The 22469-nt window shown below is 38.8% G+C and carries 19 protein-coding genes and 1 pseudogene; 8 read left to right on the forward strand and 12 right to left on the reverse strand.

Annotation, left to right across the window (positions count from 1 at the left end; genetic code table 11):
* Nucleotides 1–267: 267 nt before the first annotated feature.
* Nucleotides 268–1728, reverse strand: coding sequence for a DEAD/DEAH box helicase (locus H5114_RS17025; RefSeq protein ID WP_182723571.1), 1461 nt, complete (start codon nt 1726–1728; stop codon nt 268–270).
* Nucleotides 1725–2231, reverse strand: coding sequence for a hypothetical protein (locus H5114_RS17030; RefSeq protein WP_102037347.1), 507 nt, complete (start codon nt 2229–2231; stop codon nt 1725–1727). The genes H5114_RS17025 and H5114_RS17030 overlap by 4 nt, the downstream gene beginning before the upstream one ends.
* Before the next feature lie 101 nt (nt 2232–2332).
* On the opposite strand from H5114_RS17030, the gene H5114_RS17035 reads away from it, so the two are divergent.
* A complete protein-coding gene (locus H5114_RS17035; RefSeq protein ID WP_102037348.1) occupies nt 2333–2569 on the forward strand; it encodes a helix-turn-helix domain-containing protein in 237 nt (78 codons plus the stop codon).
* A 310-nt stretch (nt 2570–2879) separates the two neighbouring features.
* Here H5114_RS17035 and H5114_RS17040 read toward each other — a convergent pair whose 3' ends face one another.
* From H5114_RS17040 to H5114_RS17055, 4 genes are read right to left on the reverse strand one after another with little or no spacing between them, the layout of a single operon-like run.
* Nucleotides 2880–4271 carry a site-specific integrase gene (locus H5114_RS17040; RefSeq protein WP_123882987.1) on the reverse strand — a complete coding sequence of 464 codons (1392 nt, stop codon included), beginning with the start codon at nt 4269–4271 and terminating at the stop codon, nt 2880–2882.
* Between the two features lies 1 nt (nt 4272).
* A complete protein-coding gene (locus H5114_RS17045) occupies nt 4273–4794 on the reverse strand; it encodes a hypothetical protein (protein ID WP_182723572.1) in 522 nt (173 codons plus the stop codon).
* A 9-nt stretch (nt 4795–4803) separates the two neighbouring features.
* On the reverse strand, nt 4804–7194 hold the full coding sequence (locus H5114_RS17050; protein ID WP_182723573.1) for an integrase: 2391 nt from the start codon (nt 7192–7194) through the stop codon (nt 4804–4806).
* Nucleotides 7179–9542 (reverse strand): hypothetical protein, encoded by a 2364-nt coding sequence (locus H5114_RS17055; RefSeq protein WP_182723574.1) that lies wholly within the window; start codon nt 9540–9542, stop codon nt 7179–7181. The genes H5114_RS17050 and H5114_RS17055 overlap by 16 nt, the downstream gene beginning before the upstream one ends.
* 141 nt (nt 9543–9683) lie before the next feature.
* Between H5114_RS17055 and H5114_RS17060 the strand changes: the two are divergent.
* The 4 genes and pseudogenes from H5114_RS17060 to H5114_RS17075 form a co-directional block, all read left to right on the forward strand.
* Nucleotides 9684–9884, forward strand: a pseudogene (locus H5114_RS17060) (aminoacyl-tRNA hydrolase); the annotation flags it as partial.
* A gap of 156 nt (nt 9885–10040) precedes the next feature.
* On the forward strand, nt 10041–10487 hold the full coding sequence (gene aroQ, locus H5114_RS17065; RefSeq protein WP_182723575.1) for a type II 3-dehydroquinate dehydratase: 447 nt from the start codon (nt 10041–10043) through the stop codon (nt 10485–10487).
* Nucleotides 10488–10505: 18 nt separating this feature from the next.
* On the forward strand, nt 10506–10901 hold the full coding sequence (locus H5114_RS17070) for a DUF3859 domain-containing protein (RefSeq protein ID WP_182723576.1): 396 nt from the start codon (nt 10506–10508) through the stop codon (nt 10899–10901).
* Between the two features lie 75 nt (nt 10902–10976).
* On the forward strand, nt 10977–11984 hold the full coding sequence (locus tag H5114_RS17075; RefSeq protein ID WP_182723577.1) for a class I SAM-dependent rRNA methyltransferase: 1008 nt from the start codon (nt 10977–10979) through the stop codon (nt 11982–11984).
* Between the two features lie 141 nt (nt 11985–12125).
* Here H5114_RS17075 and H5114_RS17080 read toward each other — a convergent pair whose 3' ends face one another.
* Complete coding sequence (locus tag H5114_RS17080; protein ID WP_182723578.1) at nt 12126–13886, reverse strand: alkaline phosphatase; 1761 nt, start codon at nt 13884–13886, stop codon at nt 12126–12128.
* 373 nt (nt 13887–14259) lie between these two features.
* On the opposite strand from H5114_RS17080, the gene H5114_RS17085 reads away from it, so the two are divergent.
* Complete coding sequence (locus H5114_RS17085) at nt 14260–14682, forward strand: organic hydroperoxide resistance protein (RefSeq protein ID WP_182696790.1); 423 nt, start codon at nt 14260–14262, stop codon at nt 14680–14682.
* A gap of 121 nt (nt 14683–14803) precedes the next feature.
* On the opposite strand, the gene H5114_RS17090 is transcribed toward H5114_RS17085, so the two are convergent.
* The 4 genes from H5114_RS17090 to H5114_RS17105 all read right to left on the reverse strand — a co-directional run bounded on the left by H5114_RS17090 (nt 14804) and on the right by H5114_RS17105 (nt 18811).
* Nucleotides 14804–15982, reverse strand: coding sequence for a tetratricopeptide repeat protein (locus H5114_RS17090; protein WP_182723579.1), 1179 nt, complete (start codon nt 15980–15982; stop codon nt 14804–14806).
* Nucleotides 15983–16178: 196 nt separating this feature from the next.
* Nucleotides 16179–17189 (reverse strand): LLM class flavin-dependent oxidoreductase, encoded by a 1011-nt coding sequence (locus H5114_RS17095; protein ID WP_182723580.1) that lies wholly within the window; start codon nt 17187–17189, stop codon nt 16179–16181.
* Nucleotides 17190–17222: 33 nt separating this feature from the next.
* Nucleotides 17223–17747, reverse strand: coding sequence for a DUF3087 domain-containing protein (locus H5114_RS17100; protein WP_182696792.1), 525 nt, complete (start codon nt 17745–17747; stop codon nt 17223–17225).
* Nucleotides 17748–18043: 296 nt separating this feature from the next.
* Nucleotides 18044–18811, reverse strand: a complete 768-nt coding sequence (locus H5114_RS17105) for an SDR family NAD(P)-dependent oxidoreductase (protein WP_182723581.1) — start codon at nt 18809–18811, stop codon at nt 18044–18046.
* Nucleotides 18812–18916: 105 nt separating this feature from the next.
* On the opposite strand from H5114_RS17105, the gene H5114_RS17110 reads away from it, so the two are divergent.
* A complete protein-coding gene (locus tag H5114_RS17110) occupies nt 18917–19252 on the forward strand; it encodes a helix-turn-helix domain-containing protein (protein WP_124015188.1) in 336 nt (111 codons plus the stop codon).
* A gap of 45 nt (nt 19253–19297) precedes the next feature.
* On the opposite strand, the gene H5114_RS17115 is transcribed toward H5114_RS17110, so the two are convergent.
* Nucleotides 19298–20770 carry an MBL fold metallo-hydrolase RNA specificity domain-containing protein gene (locus H5114_RS17115; protein ID WP_182723582.1) on the reverse strand — a complete coding sequence of 491 codons (1473 nt, stop codon included), beginning with the start codon at nt 20768–20770 and terminating at the stop codon, nt 19298–19300.
* A gap of 370 nt (nt 20771–21140) precedes the next feature.
* Between H5114_RS17115 and H5114_RS17120 the strand changes: the two genes are divergently transcribed.
* On the forward strand, nt 21141–22349 hold the full coding sequence (locus H5114_RS17120; RefSeq protein ID WP_124015190.1) for a porin: 1209 nt from the start codon (nt 21141–21143) through the stop codon (nt 22347–22349).
* Nucleotides 22350–22469 lie beyond the last annotated feature (120 nt).

Below are 22469 nucleotides of genomic sequence, written 5' to 3' on the forward strand. Positions count from 1 at the left end.
GGTTAATGCATTACAAAATATAGGTCAAATTTAGGAAGGCGCTAACGCGAAATGGGGCAGAAATTTGTTAACCCTAGCCGTTGCTCCGCAAAAAATTCAAAAATAATATAAATGCACAGTAATGACGTTTAAGCGTTATATGTAACGCTCTCATATAATGAGTTTTAATGCCAAAATTTGTGTGGAAACAAAATTCTCTAACTAACGAGTTCAAAACCATAACTTGGTTGTGTTACGTAATCATATAAAAACAACAATCTTATTGAGTTAATTGAAATCTAAAAGTCCCAGAGCTATTGTCTCTTGCTTGAATCGTCCAAAGTTATTGATAAGGTTTTTATATGAGGATGATAGATCATGTTCTTTTATCTCTGAAGCTAAGTCTTTGGTTTTAGTGTCATGTTCGTAACTGCAACTATTAGCAAATGTCTCCATTTCTAAGCTTGAGAGCTCAAGGTTTAGCCCTTTATTTGATGCTTGTGTCACCGGCGAGTCAAAAGAAATGGGCAAATCATTTAACTTTTTATCATATTCTTCGTTCTCTTTCATGTTTTCAAATTTGACGACATCAGCTTCGAACGGAATATCCTCTTTCACCCTGTATGCATATTCCAATAATTTGGGTTCTGCGGGCATATATAATATCGCTTGCTGATTTGTCGATTCCGTCAGTCTTAGAATTCGGCCCAATATTTGTCTGAAATGCATTTCGGTCTTAATGTTCGTCAGGTGACAACAAACCTGTAGACGTGGAATGTTAGTCCCTTCGCTTATCATTCCAACTGAAATAATCCACCTAGTTTGGGAGTGCCTAAAACGTTGAATGATGGTGCTAGAATTACTTTCTTTGTACGTAACTACAACAGCATCTTCTTTAAACCAAGATTTCATCAAAGAAGATATCATGTTTGCATGGCTAACAGACGATGCGACGATTAGCCCTGCTCCATCTGGGTTTACAAGCCTAATCTTCGATAGTTTTTTATGTGATGCAGTGATTATAAACTTGAGCACTGCCTCATTTTCAATGACCTGTTGGTACGAAACATTTGAGTTTGACAATAAATCGCTAAAGCTAGTAAATACCTGTGTGGCATTAGTATCGACAACCGAAATTTTCATATTATCCACAGCAACAATTTGAGGCACTCGACAAACTTTGTCACGAACAGCCTCAGCTAGACCATAGACATAATCACATGCGATTTGGCTGTCAGATTGAATATATTTTGACAGAACAATAGGTGCGGTGTCAGAGCGCCAAGGTGTGCCAGTTAGAGCTAAAGTAAATTTAGCTCTATCATGAATATTGAGTAAAATCTGCTCCCCCCACGAATTTGCATTTCCAAGGTTTGAGCCAGCACAGTGATGAATTTCATCGAAAATAACGAATATGCGGTTTGATTCGAATAGCTGCCAAAATTGGCCATCAAGAAACTGAAGACTCTGGTATGTTAACGACCGACCTTTTGCTCCCATAAGACCATCAAATCGTTCTCCTGCTTGTGTTTCTAAGCTTTCAGCGAAATCATGAGCAACAATTGATGAAGGAGAAAAGCATATGATTAAATCTATGAGCTTATTTTTTAAAAGGTAACTCGCTAACGCTGAAGCCATTAGAGTCTTCCCTGCACCTGGTGTAGCAAGCGTTAAAAAATGATTGTATCCATTAGAATAGTTGCTCAATGCTTGGTTAATACAGTGCTCTTGCCAAGGTCTAAGGTTCATGTTCTCTGCCTAATAATGTCTTCAATCGCTTTAATCTTGCCTAGCAGCTTCGTGTTGTTATCTCTTGCCATATGATATTTGGGTTGGATCTCGTCAACTAGTTCAGGCATATCTAAGTAAATATCTTTATAGGCCTCTGACTCTCCGATGCTTTGCAGTAACTCGGCTTTATAGCAAACCAACTTCTCTAATAATTTTTGATGATGACCATCTGTTTTAGTCGCCGCTATTGACTCGAAACTTATGGTTTTTACTTGAAGATTATTAGCATCGAAAAGATTTGTTTTACTAAAGCGAGTTTGGCCTTTAACTTTAGAGATACTCTTCTTCAACCACCCTTTTCTAACAAGCTTTAAGAGCTCGGAATAGATCATTCGCCTCACGTTGCTTGGATCAAGTTTGGGATCTTTTTTTAATGCTAGAAATGCAGACCTAACATCACTCGTAGTGAAATTGTCAAAATTTCCAGCTTCAATAACTTGAGCGACAACGGGATCTAACATTGCGACATGACCTAAAATAAACCCAATAATGGGTATTATAGGGCGTGGTGCTTTACACCTCAACATGAAAATCTAAACAATTTACCTGAAGGGAAAATAGGGTGAATGATTTAGTGACTGATTTTGGCAAAATGCTAAGATTAAAGCGTAAAAATGCAGGTTATTCTCAAGAAGACTTTGCTACATTGGCTGGTATTGAAAGAGGAAATTACGGGAAAATGGAACGTGGGCTTGTCAATGTCAAATTAGAAACGCTATATAAACTGGCAATCGCACTCGATTGCGAATTTGATGAAATTATGCCACCCAAGTGTAGTTACAAGGTGGAAGTAAATTAGAACGGAAGGTGTCAGCGATATTGCTTCATCTTCATGATGTAGGTCATGTTGTAGTGGCATATCCTGACTTACCTGAAACAAATAGAAAACGGGGGTTTTTCGTAAACTACTTTTAATTAACTAGAGAGATGATAAGCTTGCGAAGAAATTTAGATATTATGAATATATAATTTTTGAGACATTTATTGAAGGAAAGCGAACACTATTCAAAATTGAACACCTATTAGTTTAAATATTTTCTTCGGAGACTATCACATATGCCTCTCGATAACTGAAAATATAAATAGAGAATCTTGAAAATAAACCATGCTTATTTTTTATTTAGAGATTGTGCGATATCAACCTCAAATGCACATAATATTTTTTTTATTAGAAATATGCTCTCAGTCATTGTTGCTTCTTTATCTTCTAATTGTTGTTCAATATTCTGAACTTGTCGTTTTACTATTTTAACTGAATCTTTTAATTGAACCGCATTATACGTTTTACTGTATCCATTCAAATCAGCAAAGACTAAGTTAATATATCTATCAAGTGATTTTGGGTTTTTATGTCCTACCCATTGTTGCAACTGCATCTTAAAACGCTCTGTATGTAGTAAGAATTCTCGAAACTTATCTGCTGAAGTGATTTCCTTGTGCTGTAAAATAAGTTCTTTAAGCTTGTTTGTAATGAAGGCATGTCTGTATAAATGAGGGTGTAGCTCTCCCTCTATAGCTAAATCCTTCTTCCATATGTTCATATATTTTGTCAGTGTTGCACTTTGAAGCATATTCCCAGTAATCAACGATATGAATAAATAACCATGGTCATTAGCTTTACCTATGGTGCGCTTGATGACTTGATTACGCACCTTGTTAATATATTGTTGAATGTCTACTAGTAGTGCCCGTGTCACTGGAATACTTCTAGTGACATCATGCTCCGTCTGTTTTAAGGTCGTTAATGTTAAGTAAGCATTAGCCCCAGAATTAAGTGAATCTTCTATATTTTTTATCTTAATTAAGTGTATCTCGGTAATGCGAGCACCGAGTTGTTCTAAGCATTGGTACAAGGCTATGTCACGAAGTCGCTTTTCACGGTTTTTTTGAGTTTTAATGTAGTCCCAAACCTTGAGTGCGCTCTCTTCACTAACTGGAAATCTACTTTTAACGGCATCCTTAGTTGGAACACTGGCGTGACTAATAACCTCAACTTCTCTTTGGTGCTTAGAACCTTCGATTTGGATTTTATATTTTTTAATCTTGACTCGTAATATATTTTCTTTTCCTTCACCAATGAAGTTCTCAAGGTCATGGCAAGTCTGTACAAAACTTAAAAAATCGAGACATCTATGTGCAATCTGTATGACATGATTATTACTACGAGAGAGCTCACCGAACTTATCTCTTTCTGCTTGTAAGCTATTGACAAACAGCGTAAAAGACGAATCCGTAAGTTTGCTAAAATGCATTTTATTTTGACTACAAAAGCGCACTAAATGATGAATATGCATTGCGTAAGTTCTTAATGTTCCCCCCTTAACACGTCGAGACATAGCAGCTACTAGTTGCCTATGCATATACATATTCGCTTCAAAGCAAGGGACTCCATTATTGTAAGTAATAAAAGGGGTATTACTTGCATCAACCATTTTTAGCTTCTGATCGAGCGGAGAGTAGAAATCCCAACGCTCAAAAGTTTTTAAAAGAGTTACAGGCATTTCAAACTCCACCATTCTGCGTAAAACTGAGCTTAGCTTTAATCTTTTTGTTCATTTCTTGATATGTGATCCTTCTTTGCTCAAAACTATCACTCGAGTAAGCCATTTGCTTTAAGTCTCGGCGCAACTCACTAATCATGATTGATAATAAAAAGTGGCACTTGTGCATTGTGTCTAACTTCACCTCAAGTTCACCAACTTTATTTTTCAACCCAGCTCGAGTTGACTTGATTGCTTTATCGCCAATCGCAGCGGCATCTATTCCATCACGAGCTTTAATTCTCAACTCATCCAACTCTAAAAAACCTCTATCTAACAAAGACTCAGATGCGCTTTTTAGAGTGTTCAGCGAGCAAGGAGAAATATTTCTTTCAATATCACTGAATTTTGCTAAACCACTTTGTGACTTCAGAGCTATTAATAGTATTTCAATACCTATAAAATCTAAAGGAGAAGTAATTATTGAGAGTAATAATGCCTTGGTTTCTATGATTTTTTTTTGGTTTACCTCTAACGTTTTCATTGTTACACCTTAATCTAATTTTTTTACTCTAAGCGTTAATGAAAAGTCATTGATTTTATGGCCATCATGTTCAATAGTGAAAAACTCTGGTTCTAAGGATATAACTCCATCATCTAAAAGCTCAAGTATCTGAAATTCCATATTTTCTTGTAACTTAATTTGCTCAATATGTGGTTCAGTTTTGTAGCAATTAGAATCTTCATAATCAATAGCCGCATCTGTAATGGCTGAAAGTGAAATGTTTGCGCTGTGAACACCATAATGTTCCGCTATTACATCGGCTAACTGTTGTATATTATCAAGTTTGTTTTTTTGTATGGCATCGATAATGTAAGACGCTTTTACACCATTCAATACTGCCCCAGTTTCACTTTCAGTAATATAGTTGTAAAGATGTTGCATGTCTGTATGCCCAAGCATCCAACGTAGAGTGTCCAAACCATCAAAGCTTTTTGACCAAAAAAATACCATCGCAAAGAAACGACGGAGCTGGTGCTGTCTAATATAGTAACGACGTTGTTCACTATTCTCTAATGTCACAATTGGAGTCTCAAAATAATCACACGCTACATCTACATGTTTATAGTATGAGAGTTTAGTAATCTTATTCACAATAAACTCTTGGGTGTTGACATTATTAAATAAAGATAACTCAGACTTATTTAAAGCAGCTTTTGAGATTGCTTGATTAAATCTCTCTAACTTCCATATAATTTTAGCGACTGAACGAGGAATTGGCCGTCTAATTTTTGCGTTCATACCATGCTTTCCTCCGTTACCTGATTTTTTTAAATAAGAGATTAGGTCATAGTCAGTGTTTTCCCCAATGTCACTAAATGGGTTAATATTAGGATATAAATTCCCATGATCTTTTAGTTTAATCAATTCATCGATACGCTTTGCCATTACTGCACCTGTTAGAATCTGAATTGAACCCATAAGTACATCATATAGAGAAAAAAGACTTTCATTATTCCGCATCTTTATGAACATGCCGTCGTTATATGGTAGGGATAGTCTTTTAACTCCCTTTTTTATAAGCTTCATATCAACTAGCTTCATAGCATCCGAGATTACCCAGGCTCCCCGTTCAGAAGAAGATAGTTTGGGTCTAGATTTTTGGTTTTTTCCATAATAATTCTTATTGTTAGAATTTTTTGCGGAGCTTTTGGTTCTTCCGATAGTGAGAACTAAGAGCATTGAATTTAGGATCGAATCTTGATGTTCATAACAGAACTCAAAACAGCTCTCGATTAAATTAAAAACCAATTGAGGAGGTAATGTCGCATATCGCCCTTTTCTTCTTAGTTTTATATGCTTACTTACTCTTGAAAGTGTTATGTCATTCAATACTTGTGGAGGGAGTTGGCTTACATCATATCTTCCTTGAACAGTATTCAAGAGCATGAGTGCACCAAGAATGTTTCTCAGTGAAACTTCACTCATCATCTCTGACTCTTCTACACAAGGAATGGCTTTAAACTCTTTTACACCATCGATCTTTACAAGTTGTAATTCGTCGAAAGTTGCAATACCTTTATTGGCAACTGGAATAATTTTACCACCATATATTAAAGAATGAAGAACATGCGGATTTCCTTGTAAATGCTTACGTGTAAATAGGCCTAATTTCGTTGAATTAATCGTACTTTGGTAATAGCCATTTTTGTTTAACCAGCAACACACTTTCACTCTATCACAATCTGAAAAATTCAAAACTGACTCATCAGGAAGTAATGAACGAGAAAGATATGGATAATCTTTCGAAAACAATTTAGCCTCGTGGTCACTAACACAAGATACTTTTTCTATTAAAAACTTACGAACCTTATTAGTATAATCATATAGACCATTTAAGGTGCCGCTTTCACCGTATTTAATCATTAAATCCATAAAAAAGTCGCTGGATAAACCAGACAAGTGTTGCTCTGTAAGGTTACTAGCCTCACTATGAATGAGTATGCTATTAATAAGTGAAATAATTAATAATATCCCTATATTTACCGATATCCCTTTTTTAAATTTCCCTGCATTTTCACGTGGGTTATCAGTGGCAGTAATCCAATATTTAAATGCTCTAAGAAGCGGAGAATGACTTGAATGCGTAAGTTTTTTACCATCACTTAAAGTAACAGCGCTCCAATCAATAAATCTTTTATAAGAAGTACCATTATCTTTTATTTCGATATGCCACTGAGGCGCTATAAAGTCATTCAACAACCAATATGGCTTTCGTTCATCATAGTCGTAAATCCCAGTAACATTATTCGTCGCGATTCTTAAGGCTCTAAAATCATTATTCTCGATAGAAGCATTGTAGAGCTCTTTTAACTCGGCATTTGTAAGTTCTGAGAGAGTTTTAGATTTATTTACAATACATTCAATTAATTTTTCCGGCATAATAAATTCTCTTTAAATTGTTTTAAATTTAGTGGATTATTGACCGCTGAATCATAAAGAGAAATAGTTTCTATGGGGGGTCGTCTAAACTTCTCTCCATCTTGACTCAAACTAAAATGACTCAATATAAAAACTGCTGATTCATACCATTTTTGAACTATAGGTTTGAATAAATCTTCTTGAGTAGCATTATCAACTATATGTTGAATAGCCAAAAGAACTTGAAACAAAGGAGTGCTAAGTGTAAACACCAATTCATCTATTTTATTGGCATAACATTTATCTTTCTTATTGTAAATATTAGACCTATCCGACTCAAGATGTTTAGGTATATCTCCTAACTTATGGTTTTTTAAAAAACACTCTAATGACACTTCATTAAAATCTAGTGCGTCAAACAAATAAGGTGAATCCTTTAACGCTTGAAAAATAATTGAGTTTTGAAATTGACGAACCCATCGTTTATGAAAGTAATTCATTAGAGGCTCTGGCAGATAAATTTTTATAAGATCCGAACGTACTTTGTTATGCCCCAAAGCCTCAGAAACATCATTAATAGATTGTGTTTCGAGGTAAATTTGTAATGCTCTCGCTTTTCGAATACTACGAAGAGTAACAATCGATGATAATTTTTTTGCATCCGATTTACTTAAAATTAATTGCTGATCCTCATTATATGAATCGACATAAAATATTTGACTAGATTTGCTTGATATTACTAATAGTTTACCTACGTCTTTTGACCTGCTTGCGACTTGCAGATTTGCAGTTAACATGACAAAGCGCCAATCATTACCACCGTTTCTCTTTAATGACTCTCTTGCAAATCGGGTGTGTTCGATGAGTACATCAACAATAGACTTAGAATAATCTGTCAAAATTACTTCTTGCTGAGCATTTGTTGCACCTTTTCTATGTTTAAAGCTAACAGCTATCCAATTCTCCCCAACTTGTTTCAATCCAACTAGGTTTCCGTTTCTGTCGTACAACTCCCACTCTTGAAGCCAACTAGGTGTAATTTTTGGATGTTTAAGGATTATGAGTAAAGCTAAACATAATAAGGATTGAGGAGTCGGTAGGCACAATTCCTTTAGTAAAATCAATCCTTGAGCATCGAAACCCAAGTACTTCGTAGTCCTAGCACCCACACCAAAACCATAATGATAAAAAGTAGCTACGCTGTTGTCTAAATGATTAATACCTACTGGTATCACATTTTCTCTTGTTACATTACTTGGATGTGGTTTTATTTTTCCAGTTTCTCGAAAATTTTTATTTCGTTGTAATCGATACTTTATATCATCAAAAACTTTTTTACATATAATTCGGATATGCTCTAGATCTCGTTCTAACCGTTTTTTTATTAAATCTAATGCCTCATCATCTTTAATTTCCAAAGGAATATCAATAAGCCACCGTTCATTTTCTCTTTCACTAAAACTACCACCTATTGAAATACCGTGTTCACTTTTCATAGGCTCTTTAAACTCAGGTAATATAAACGGTTTATTTGGCTCATCAATATAACCTGTAGCAATAAAGCAATCAGAAAAAACCCTAATAGTACATGTCCAGTTCTTTATAAATGATTTAGGATCATTGTTTTTCATTAATGACTTAAAAAGCATTGAGTTTAAAACATCTTCCATTAAATTCATTGAGTTTTCACTTTTAAGTGAGTGTTCTAAAATTTGTCTTGTTTTGCAATGCTCTGTAAATTCATCAAGTAAACTAACTATATAATATATGTTAGCCCTAATTGTTGCTGACTTATGTTTTTTTGCATAGTTACATATTAAAATATAATATTTATCAGTTAATTCTTCGCCATATGTATCATGGAAATTTGCAAGATGTATCGAAAAGGAATGACCTATTTTGTTTTTACATGTCCAACCACCATAATATTTAAGAAGTAATAAATTGACGTTCATAGATTTATATAAAACTATTTTATCTTTTACATCTTCTGACCATCGAGTGTCAGAAATATTTATATTCTGCAAAACCATATTATTACGTTTAGCAAACTCTCTAAATATTTTTTTAAAGTGATAACAATATTTATAATGAGTCATGGCTGAGGCTTTAAGCTCTGTATAAATAAATCCGATCAATATAGACAGATGTGCATTTAGTTTCACTTCACTGTTTCGAATATCGAGAGCATTATATTGAGTATTTGATGTTCGAACACAAATATCAATAAAAGTTGAATATACATTTATGAACTGTCCGTTTTCGCTTTTCTTAACGGTTAAGAAAATTATTTTTTCCAACTCATTTCGATAGTCACTAGACAAGACTTTATAAAGTTTTGGATAATATGTAAGTTGCTTGGGGAGCATAGTGACACCTAATTCTAATGAGTAACAGTATGAATACTAGCTCAAGACTGACACGTGTCAATCATTTTTTTTAAAAAAGTTTACCGTAAGTGTATGATTTGCTTTGTTATAATGGAAATTGACAAGTATTGCGATTCGGGGAAATCTCAACAATCACGCAGCCAAGATTTTAACCGTCAAACGGCATTAGAACAGTTTATTGAACTGGTAAAAAGCGTGGGTATTGTGCAAAAAGCTCGTATCCCCACCAGAGCAACAAAAGGCAGTCAAAAACGACGTATTGAAACAAAGAAACAACGCGGTGCCACTAAGGCAATGCGCCAAAACAAATCTGACTATTAATAAAAAGTGTCTCTTCCATCGCTCAATCGTTTAACCTTATGCGCGAGTTGAGCATTTTTTGGTTTACCTAATAACCGTCTTCGGTAAGAATGCTTGTTAACCGCTTTTGTGCTGCAGATTAAATCGACTTACTTTGCGATGTTTACAGGAACCATTATGAGCCAAACCCTAAAAATTTTATTGATCAACGGTCCTAATTTAAATCTACTTGGCCGTCGCGAACCAGGGCATTACGGTCACCAAACCCTGACAACTATTGTTGACGAGTTAAGCAAAAATGCGGCCCTAGCTGGCGTTCAACTTGAACATATTCAGTCCAATGCTGAGTACCAGCTTATTGATGCGATTCATGCAACTGATGCACAATTTATTATTATCAATCCTGCTGCTTTTACTCACACCAGTGTTGCTCTGCGCGATGCGATACTCGGCGTAGCTATTCCATTTATTGAAGTGCATTTATCCAACGTACATGCCCGTGAGCCATTTAGACACCATTCGTACTTTTCTGACAAAGCCCTGGGCGTGATTTGTGGCTTAGGCGCACAAGGTTATGAATTCGCGTTACAAGCGGCAATTAAACACTTAAATGATCAACACTAGAGTGAATAAGGGTAGCGCTTGAGTAAATTAAAAGCGGATGTCAGTATTATTTACAGTGGAATTTTTAGCCAGTGGGACAATAGTAGTGACGAGCTACCGCGCTTGTTACAGGCAACTGTCCATGTGCCCGCCCTTATCGATACTGAATTTGGCTTTATCACTCGCATCAAAAAAGCCAAAAACCAGATACTAACTTACTGTATTTATCATCCTAACATTCCTGACGATGACGGTAACATTCGCCCACCGTTTGAGGGTGAAGTGTTTATCAAGGAAAATGATTGGCGCTTTTATCTGGGTGATTGCATCTGGGCGCCGGTTAACAACAAACTTGGTAACTGGCGCATGACATTAACCCTCAATGGCAAAATCATTGCCGACAAAACCTTTAAGGTATACCTGCCTGAGGAATAGTCTCTGCCGTAAGTTCACTAAATGGGAATGTTTGCTATAATCCGCGCCAATTGCCACACCATTTAACGAGCCCCCATGTCTATTCAAGCTGTTTTAGCCGATGCGCTAGCCAAACGAAGTGCTTTTTTTGAGCAAGCGTCCCACGATAAGACCGATTGTTATCGCGTTTTTCATGGCACTGTTGAAGGTGAAAATGGCTTAAACATCGACCGCTACGGCGATGCATGGTTAATCCAAACCTTTCACCAAACGCTAACGGCGCAACAACTTGAAGACATATCAAGCATCCTTAGCGCCCATGCTGATTTCCATATCGTATATAACGATCGCTCAGGCAGCCATTCTCGCATTGCTAACCATAGCGAAAATGAAGCCCAAGATTACTCACAATCAACCCAAGTTATCCATGAAAATGGTATAGCCTTTACCTCTAAATTACGTCATGAAGGTCAAGACCCACTACTGTTTTTAGACATGCGCATTGGCCGCGAATTTGTTCGCAACAATAGCCAAGATAAAACCGTATTAAATCTGTTTTCATATACGTGTGGCATTGGTATTGCTGCGGCAATGGGCGGCGCGCGACGCGTCATGAATGTCGACTTCTCATCGTTTGCATTGGCTGCTGGGCAAAAAAATGCCGAGTTAAATAATGTCACTGATGTGTGTGAGTTTGTCCAAAGTGATGCGTTTCCGGCACTGCGTCAATTAGCCGGTTTACCTATCGGCGGACGTCGTAATCAAAAACTGCCAAAATACCCAAAACTGCGCGCGACTCAATTTGATTTAGTGTTTTTAGATCCCCCGCGTTTTGCCAAGAGTGCTTTTGGTATAGTCGATCTGGTCAATGATTACCAAGGCCTATTTAAGCCAGCAGTGCTGACAACTAAAGCCGGTGGCACTATAGTTTGCTGTAATAATGTCGCTAAAGTGGATCGCCAAGCATGGTACGACAGCTTAGTGCGTTGTGTTGAAAAACAAGGCCGCACAGTCACTAGCAGCCAGTGGCTTCACTGTCACCCTGACTTCCCAGCCTTTGATGACAATCATCCATTAAAAATCGTCGCCTTGACGATAAATTAAATTTCGTTATCTGCTTTATCGATAATGCATTCAGCCACCTAAAGGTGGCTGAATGTTATCTCTTATATAAATGAGAGCTTATCTGTGAGTAAATAGGCGTAAATGGCCACGGCCTAAATTGCGACCATTATCCAAGCATTATTACACCGCAGTCACTTTAGGATTACCTGCTGTGCTGGTGGCGCTGAAGCCACGCGCGTCTAAACGAGCAAAGGTTTTATCTAAAATAGTATCTACATACTGCCAATCACTGCGCACTTCATCTTGCGTAAAGCTCAGCAATAAATAACCGCGGTCTTTTAAATTGGCATATTTAAGATCGGCAATCAAACTCACAATGGCTGCTTCTGTTGACGGCATTTCAGCATCTGACAATCCCAAATAATACTCAAGCCCAGGAGAAGATACCGAACTGGTGGCAAATTCTATTCCTACGACATCCCCGCCACTGTCAGTTAATTCACTGGCCCATGCATTGTGGGTATCACCAGCAATAACCACCAAGTTGTGATTTAACGATTTCGCGGTTGCTAAAATCACTTCACGCTCGTAAGCATAACCATCCCAAGCATCTAAATTATATGGAATAGCAGGTAATTGAAGCAGGGCCATAACCTCTGGAGTTAACCTAGCTTGGTTCGCTTGCAAATACGCTAACTCTTCTGCGGTTAATGTTGGGTCACTTGCTTGAGCGCGACCGGCTAATTGCGCGATTCCAGCTAACTCAGCAAACTGCGGAATACTCATTTGTTGGGTTGCAATAGCGGCTGGCATTAACATCTTAGCCATTAACACTTGCTGACCCAGTACTTGCCACTTAGCAGTAGACTGCAATAAGGTTTGCTGTAACCACAAAAGCTGTGTTTGGCCTAGCAAAGTACGGTTAGTATCCGTCACATCAGTTAAAAATGTGGCACTGTTAAATGCCCCTGTCGTGGCATCAATGTATTGGCTATATTCTAATTGCTTATCACGAGCCAATACCCGAGTATCGAGCATGTGCAAATCAACCAAGTTACCGAAATTGAAACTTCTGTAAATTTCCTCATGGTTACCTTCACTCCATGGTCGAATAGGCAGCCATTCAAAGTACGCTTGCAGTGCGGCTTGTTTGCGCAGATCAAAATCACCTTCGCCATCGTTATGATTTTCGGCGCCGTCTTTCCAAGTATCGTTAGCGACTTCATGGTCGTCCCACACTGTGATAAATGGCACTTTAGCATGCAGTTTTTGTAAACTGGCGTCACTACGATATTGGCTGTAACGGGTGCGATAATCTTCTAGTAGAAATAACTCACCGGCCGGCAGAACTTCACGACCTAGCTCAACGGCATGCTCACTGGCATATTCACCACGAGCGTATTCATATAAATAATCACCTAAATGCACCACAGCGTCTAAATCATCTTGCTGCGCCGCCATTTCGTATACATTAAAGTAACCCGCGGGGAAGTTAGCACATGACATTACCGCTAGCTTTACCGATGCAACACTGCCCTCTGGTAAGGTGCGCGTTTGGCCAATTTCTGACACTGTATCGCCAGCTTTAAAACGATAAAAATACTGCTGTCCCGCTTCAAGTCCGACCGCGTCAACTTTAACGGTATAATCACGGTCTTTAGTCGTTGTCATTTGGCCGTTAGTGACTAACTGAGTAAACTTACTGTCGGTGGCAACCTCCCATGAAACGGTAACCTCGGCGTCAACATCAGGCGTAACACGGGTCCATAAAATCACCGCATCGGTGGCGGGATCGCCACTGGCAACACCTTGTAAAAACTGAGCCGATACTGCATCGTCATCATCACTACCGCAGCCCATTAATCCATACGACACGACTACCGCGCCTACGCCTTTGGCTGACATTGCCAGAAAATCTCGACGATTTACAAACCGTTTCATAGCCTATCCTTTTTATCGTTAGCTGTTATATGGCGATGCTTAGCATTGCCTAAGAGGTCTAATGAGATGCTATTGTGAAAGCAAATGATGACATAAAGGTGACAGAAGAATGACAAGCTAATCAAATTGATACCGCGATGAAAATACTCTTTATGCTAATCAAATCATGATAAGCAGACATAATAGAAAATTAAATTGCACACAATGTAGTTGCAAAAGTAAAAAACTAGGCCTATAGTGAACACAATTATATTGCACACAACCTAATCCCATTAATCAATTAATGATGAGATATCTAGATGGTGTAGATATCAGCCAGGGCAATCAACAGAATTGATACAACAATATCTTTAACTACTTTATGAGGTCTATTATGAAAGCGTTATACACAACTTCAGCTACAGCTCTTGCAGGTCGTAATGGCCAAGTTTCTACCGACGACAAAAAAGTCGATTTACAATTAAGCTACCCAAAAGAAATGGGTGGTAGTGGTGAGTTTACTAACCCAGAACAGTTATTTGCTTCAGGTTATGCAGCGTGTTTTTCTAACGCAATTTTGCATGTCGCTGGCCAAACTAAAGTGGCTATCAAGGCGGCTCCAACCACAGCGACGGTCGGTATTGGCGCCAATGATAATGGTGGCTTTGCATTGACAGTGGCACTAGCCGTTGAACTTGATTTAGACCAAGCAGAAGCTGAACAGTTAGTTAAAACAGCGCACCAAGTTTGCCCATACTCAAACGCGGTACGTGGCAATATTGATGTGAAATTAACCGTAAATGGCCAAGCTATTTAAGCTGTTATAAATTAGTTTCACTGATTTAAACACCAAAAAACCAAGACATCTGTCTTGGTTTTTTATGTTGATGCCAAAGGATGTCATGCTTGTAAGCAACTGTGGTATGAAGCGTCAAAACCTAATCAGATACATTGTTTAACATATCTAATTTTGCTAAATAATGCTTTTTACTGTCTGGCATATCAGTCAGTTCTATCGCTTTTTTTAATATTTTCTGAGCCTTTTCTGTATTGCCTAGGCCCAATTGAGCTCTGGCCAGCGCAAAATAAGCCGGATGGAAATAAGGCGCGTTATCGATAAACTTTTCTAGGAAAGTGACTGTGGTTTGATAATCTTTGAACTCCAATGCCTCAATACCCAAACTGTAGTAGCTATATGGGTTACTCGACTCAAGCGACAACAAGTATTGGTCGATCTTTTTTGCTGCTACAATTCTGTTTTGTAATTCCAGTAATAGGCGATAATTACTTAATACTGCCAAGGAATTCGGCTTAATATCAAGGGCATGCAGGTAGAGTTTTTCAGCTGTCTGTTCGTCGCCTAAGCGCCGATGAGTAATGGCCATCATATTGATCAAAGCATCATAATCTGGCGCTAGCATTAACCCTCGCTCAAGTAATATAAAAGCAAATTCATACTGTTTTGCTAGCATGGCATCGGCCGCTAAATTACGATAAAACATCGCTAAAAATTCAGATTCAGAGACGATGGCACCAGTGCGATCAAAACGATCCGGAAAATAATCAATCACAGTAGCAGTGCCGCCACTAAAAAAATGCCCACTTGGTTTCTCGTCATACAAAAATGTGCGCACATGGTCTGAGGTGACAAGAATATCTGAAGTAATATTGGTCAATATTGGCGCAGCATGAACCACTTGAAACACCGGATAGACATTCAATTCTTTTGCAACTGAATAGGTCAATAATGCCAATGCCATACAATTACCAGATTGATTATTCCATGACTCAGTACTGGTATAATTTTTGCCTTCATAATTAAAATTAGTCATTTTATGCTTAATGAACTCAGACACTTTTAAGCGATTGGGCAGTGCTTTAATATTATCTTTGGCGATAAATGCAGCTAATTCTTGTCGCTGTGCTTCAGACAGATACGTCAGACTAGCAATCTCAGGGACATTTTCAGTAGAAGTGGAATGGATCAGTGCTTGATTAAACTGCGGTAAATCAGAAGCGTGTTGGCTATTTTTTGAATGGACAGAGCAAGCACTAAGTAAAACAGTACAGAATAATAAGGCAAGCTTCGGGTGGCATAAACGCTTAACGCTCAACATTGGCAACATTCCGTGTAGTCATTGATTAACTTAATATGAATCAATTCAATCAACATGGCAAGGCAACCCAAATAGCCATATTAGAAATCATTCGCGCCCACTTTATTAATGAACACTGATTTGTCATGACATAAAAAAAGCGCTCACAAGCTGTGAGCGCTTTAATCCATCTTTACGGGATGTGATTCAAACTATTTTATTGTTTCACGCTCATTAAAATATCCAGGGCACGTAAACGATGCTCGCTGTCATACAAATCATTAGTAAACATCAACTCATCAACACCAAGCTGTTCAACAAACACTTCTAGACGATGTTTAATGGTTGCGGGTCCACCGCAAATAGACAAACTTAAAAAGCTATCAACATAGTTTTTTTCTTGTTCGCTCCATAAACCATCCATGCTGTCGATCGGCGGCTTCAGCCACATCTCTTGACCACGAATTAACGCTAAAATACGTTGTTTAGAGGTCGTACTAAGATGCTGAGCCTCAGCATCGGTAGGCGCGGCCACTAAAGGCAAACCCACCATCACATAAGGTTTATCCAACATGGCAGAAGGGGTAAATTCTCGTCGATAAAGCGCTATGGCATCAGACAGAAAACGTGGCGCAAAGTGGCCTGCAAACACATAAGGTAAACCACGCTGAGCGGCTAATTTAGCACTGAATAAGCTAGAGCCTAATAACCAAATCGGCACATTGGTATCCTCTCCAGGGATCGCCCGTACTGCTTTATCGTGACGGTTTTCACGCTGTTGACTTGGGCCGAGTAACGACTGCAACTCGCTCACTTCATCAGGAAAATGCTCTGCCCTTTGATTATCACGATTAAGCGCTAAACTGGTCACCGGATCACTGCCTGGTGCGCGGCCCAGGCCTAAATCAATTCGTCCCGGATACAAGCTAGCCAAAGTGCCAAACTGCTCTGCTACCACTAGTGGAGGATGATTAGGCAACATAATACCACCAGCACCAACACGAATGTGCTTGGTACCGCCGGCAATGTAACCTATTAAAATCGAAGTAGCCGAACAAATAATGCCCGGCATATTGTGGTGCTCTGCCAACCAAAAACGATTAAAACCAAGGCTTTCGGCGTGTTGGGCATAACGCAAACTACCTTGTAAAGTGTCTGATATGGTGGAATCTTCGCGCATCGGCGCAAGTTCGAGTAATGAAAAAGGAATATCTGCCAATATTGACATCATGGCTCCTTATTGTAGGTAAAATAGAGGGTACTAAAAAGCTTGCAACATCTCGGGAGTAAACTCTTCTACATCAATTGAATATCCAGCAGCATCAATACACTGTTGGAGTTTATCCAATTCATTATTGACGTTTGATATAGTTAAGGTGTTGTTATCTAAGTTATAAACTAACGATAAACTTTGATAATAGAAACTCAGTATCACTAACGCATCGCGATTATTATCTTTGGCGGCTTGTTGTACTGATTTTAGTTTACGGAAAATTTTGTTTTGTAGCTGCTTTAACTGCCACACGTAATACACTTCATAAAACCTTGGCTTATGACGTAAATTGCGAACTAATAAACTACACGCCATTATCGCTAAAATAAAACCGGTAAAGTTCAGATGGAAATTGCCCGTCGACTCAACACCCGCGAGCTGTTTAACGCCAAAGAAATAAATCATCAGTTGCCCAAACACCAAAGATAAAATAGCCAGTGTTGCCACTAAGCCGATTTGCACTTGATTGTTAACTGAACGGTATCGGCTTTTATCTATGTTAACTAACTTCATCACGCTGCTCACATCACTTATTTGTGCATAGCTTAACGTGTCAGAGTGATTTATAGAATGAAATATTAACGCTTATTAAATGTGATTTAATCTAATCAGCCTCAAAATATGACCTCTGCTAACAAAAGGCGAACCAGATCGCCCCTTGCCAACTAACATCGGACATTAATGCCTCAACCTGCGCATTAGCGCATCGCGACAACTTAATCGTCGGATAATCAACACTGGGTCAGATATTAGGGCAATAGCCAAACAGTAACGACCATGGCTACTGTATTGGCTGTTTAGCAGTATAATTAGTTACGGCCAGCCATTACGCCGCCATCAATATCCCACACGGCTCCGGTCACCCAAGATGCTTGCTCTGATAACAAAAACACTATGCTATTAGCAACATCGGTCGGACTGCCCACTCTGCCGATAGGATGAAATGCATTAAAGCTTTCAAGCACACCGGTCATATCTTGCGGTTCAATAAATGCTTCATAAATTGGCGTGCTAACAACGGCTGGCGATACTGCATTCACTCGAATATGACTGTCTGCCAGTTCCATTGCCATGTGTTGAGTTAACGCATGTAAACCTGCTTTAGCCATAGAATAGGCACTTGATGGTGTGGCTTTGATGGCTTGTTTAGCCCACATAGACCCAATATTCACTATGCTGCCACCGCCATGTTTAACCATGTTTTTAGCAACCGCTTGGGAAATAACAAAAATCGCTTTGTTAAGTTCCATATAAATATCGTAATCACTCACTTGATGCTCTAAAAATGGCTTAGGATTAAAGTATCCAGCGGCATTCACTAAGTGTGCAATATGATGATCAGTTGCGTCGATCATCTTGAGCAAACGTGCTAAGTCTTCTGCGTCGTATAAATTAGCTTGAAATCCGCTAACATGTCCTAATGATGATAGCTGCGCCACAGCCGCATTAAGCTTATCAGCCTTGTTACCCACAATAATGGTATCAATACCTTGAGTGACTAATTGCTTAGCCGTTTCAAAACCAATACCACTCGTACCGCCAATAATTAGCGCTGTTTTTGAAGTTAAATTCGTCATGTGTTCGCACCTAATGTAATAGTAATTGTGGTAAGCTTATTGGTAAACTATCCTTTTGAATAGTAAGTACAAATCGGTTACATGGGTACTTTTAGGTACATATTAATGAATACAAACGAAAAATTATTTACCCGAAAATCGGCGCCAGAAAAAAGTGCTCGTATGGTTGAAACCATTTACGGCTGCAAATGGTCGTTAACTGTGTATCAGTTATTGGCTAATAACATCAATCGCCCTGGTGAAATGGTCAAATCGGTTGAAGGCCTGAGCACTAAAGTGTTGAATCAATGCCTAAAGAAAAACATCGAATTCGGCATCTTAAATAAAACCAACTACCCTGAAATCCCACCTAGAGTAGAATACGAGGTAACCGAGTTTGGGCAAAAGTTTATGCGTATTTTAGATGATATTGAAAAACTGCAACACGAAATTGATGCTTAGCCCGCAGGCTAAGCAATCGATCACTTAATAACACATTAACTCGAATCACGTTTCTGGTGTCTCATTAGATTCACTTGCCTTATTCAGCCATACCAACTCAGGCAAAGCGTTTAAATCTAAGCAATCTCCGCGCTGGGCAATGGCACTATTTTTTGGTTTATGAGTGGCATCTTGATTCAATGCTTCAATTAATACTTGTTGCGCTTTTGACTCACCATGCACCAAAATCACCGGGGGTGCTTGATGAAAATGCTGATACCAACTCAATAATTCGGTTTGATCGGCATGAGCAGATAAGCCCCCCACAGTATGAAGACGGGCTGCCACCTTAACGCTCTGGCCATGAATAGTGAGTTCTGTTGCCCCATCCACTAATAGTCGCCCGGGTGTACCTAGTGCCTGAAAACCACAAATAATAATATCGGCTTCGGTACGCCACAAATTATGCACAAAATGATTGCGAATACGCCCGCCATTACACATACCGCTGCCCGCAATAATAATCAGCCCTTTATGAATATCATTTAGCTCTATCGACTCTTCGGTACTATTAATAAACTCAGCGCAAGACAACAAGGGATGCTTCCCGGGAGATAAGCGGGTAAAGCGCTTAAAATCATCGTCCATTAATGGGTAATTATTAACATATATCTCAGTAGCCTTTATCGCCATAGGGCTGTCTAAGCAAATACGCCAACCAGATAAATCCCACTCTTTGGCATATAAATGAAACAAATATAACAACTCTTGGGCACGCCCAACCGAAAACGCGGGAATTAAAATATTGCCACGACTCTGATGAATCGTATCTTTGAAGATGGATTTTAACTCGACCAAGGTATCTTGCCAACTGCGGTGAGTTCTATCGCCATAGGTGCTTTCCATCAACACCAAATCGGCTTGCTCAATAAAGGTTGGGTCATCCAATATAGGCATGCCTGCTCGGCCTAAGTCACCACTAAACACCAGTTTTTTTTGCTCAGGTTTATTGCCTAACCACAACTCAACCACAGCAGAACCTAGAATATGCCCGGCATCAGACAAACAAACTTCTACCGCATCGGCAACCTGCACTCGTTGACCGTAATCTACCACCTCAAATTGTGCCATCACTTGATCGACATCTTTCTCAGTAAATAACGGCTCAAGCAGCGCTAAATCATGTTTAGCTCGTTTTTTATTTTGCCTGTCGGTATCTCTTTCTTGCAGCATGGCCGCATCGCGCAACATGACATCACATAACTGCGCAGTGGCTTTTTGAGTATAAATGGGGCCAGTAAACCCCTGATTAATCAAATAAGGCAAACGGCCGGAATGATCAATGTGTGCATGGCTTAATACTACTGCATGGATTTGTGTCGCATCGAATGGAAAAGGATCGTGATTACGTAACGCGTCAGCTTTACTCCCTTGAATTAAGCCACAATCAAGCAGCACTTGCTGTCCATTGACTGTGAGTAAATGGCAAGATCCAGTGACCTCTTCCGTTGCGCCGAAAAACTGCAAAGTCATGTGCATAGTGTTGCTCCCGAAAAAATCGATAACAGTGCCTAATTAAGCGTATGACATTTGAAGAATAAAGTAGCGATCTACATCAAATTAATTACAGATAAAATACACACCACTATGACTGGGTAAAAAACCACCCAACATGCATAAGCAACCACCAATTAACATTTGCTTACAATTATTAACTGGCACCTAACTCGCTATTAACACGAGCTTTAGCTAAGTCATTGAACAATGCATTTTATGATGTATATCGCCTTTTTTGAGCATATTTCACTTTGTTAGTCGACTGATGGTTTGCTACTCTCCGTCGTCTCAATGGAAAGATATATTAACGGACTAAGCTGTGCTTACTCAAATAACAAGACAAGAGATTAAAATGAATAAAACTTTAGTTGCAGCATTGATTTCAACCATTCTGGTTATCCCTTCGGCCTCAGCAATCGAAATTTATAAAGATGATGTCAATGCTGTTAAAATTGGCGGATTTATCGATGCGCGCGTCATCAATACCCAAGGCGAAACAGAAGTTGTTAACGGTGCTTCTCGAATTAATTTTGGTTTTAGTCGTCAATTACAAAATGATTGGAAAGCATACGCTTTGCTTGAATGGGGTGTAAACCCTGTAGGCAGCACAGATATTGTGTATAACAACCGCTTTGAATCAATCCAAGAAGAGTTTTTCTATAACCGTCTTGGCTATGCAGGTTTATCACACGACAAATACGGTAGCATCACAATTGGCAAGCAGTGGGGTGCTTGGTATGACGTGGTATACAGTACCAACTATGGTTTTGTGTGGGACGGTAACACTGCCGGTGTTTATACTTATAACAAAGATGACGGCGCGGTAAACGGTGTTGGTCGTGGCGACAAAACTGTTCAATATCGTAACAGTTTTGGCGATGTCAGTTTTGCAGTACAGGCGCAACTTAAAAACAGCGCTTTCTATACTTGCGATGTTGAAAATATTACTCAAGATGCCTGTGAAGAATTATGGGCAGCAAGTTCACCTTCTGCGCAACAAGTTGAGTATAACTACACCTATGGTGGTGCAGTAACTTATCAAGCAACAGACAAATTAGTGTTAACTGCTGGTGTTAACCGCGGTGAGTTTGATGTGACCTTTGGTAATGGCACTTCATCTACTGCTGTTGATCTTATTTACGGCATGGGCATTACTTGGGGCAACTTTGACCAGAATGGTTTTTATGCTGCTGCCAACGTCAACAAAAATGAAAATCATGACACAGACAATATCGGCCGTTTAATTAACGACGCTGTAGGTCTTGAATCATTATTCTCATACAAGTTTGATAACAATATTCGTACGTTCTTGTCGTATAACATATTGGATGCTGGCACTAACTATGTCATCCAACCTAACTATAATGCTGACCCAAATGACATGTTCAAACGTCAGTTTTTCGTAGTAGGTTTACATTATGTATTTGATCCAGATACTGTTGTGTATATTGAAGCGCGTCGTGATTACAGCGATTTCACCAGCGCAGATAAAGCACAACAAGCAAGAATGGAAGTGTCTGAAGATGACGGCGTTGCCATTGGTATCCGTTTCACACTTTAATGTAATTTGGTGTTAATTGCCGATCAAAAAAAGGTTCGACATCACTGTCGAACCTTTTTTATATTTATGCCTTTAAGCACAGACCAAAACTGAAACCTTAAGAAAGTTAATTGATTCAAG

The sequence above is a fragment of the Shewanella sp. SR43-8 genome, assembly GCF_014163775.1.
Classification (GTDB): Bacteria; Pseudomonadota; Gammaproteobacteria; order Enterobacterales; family Shewanellaceae; genus Shewanella; species Shewanella vesiculosa.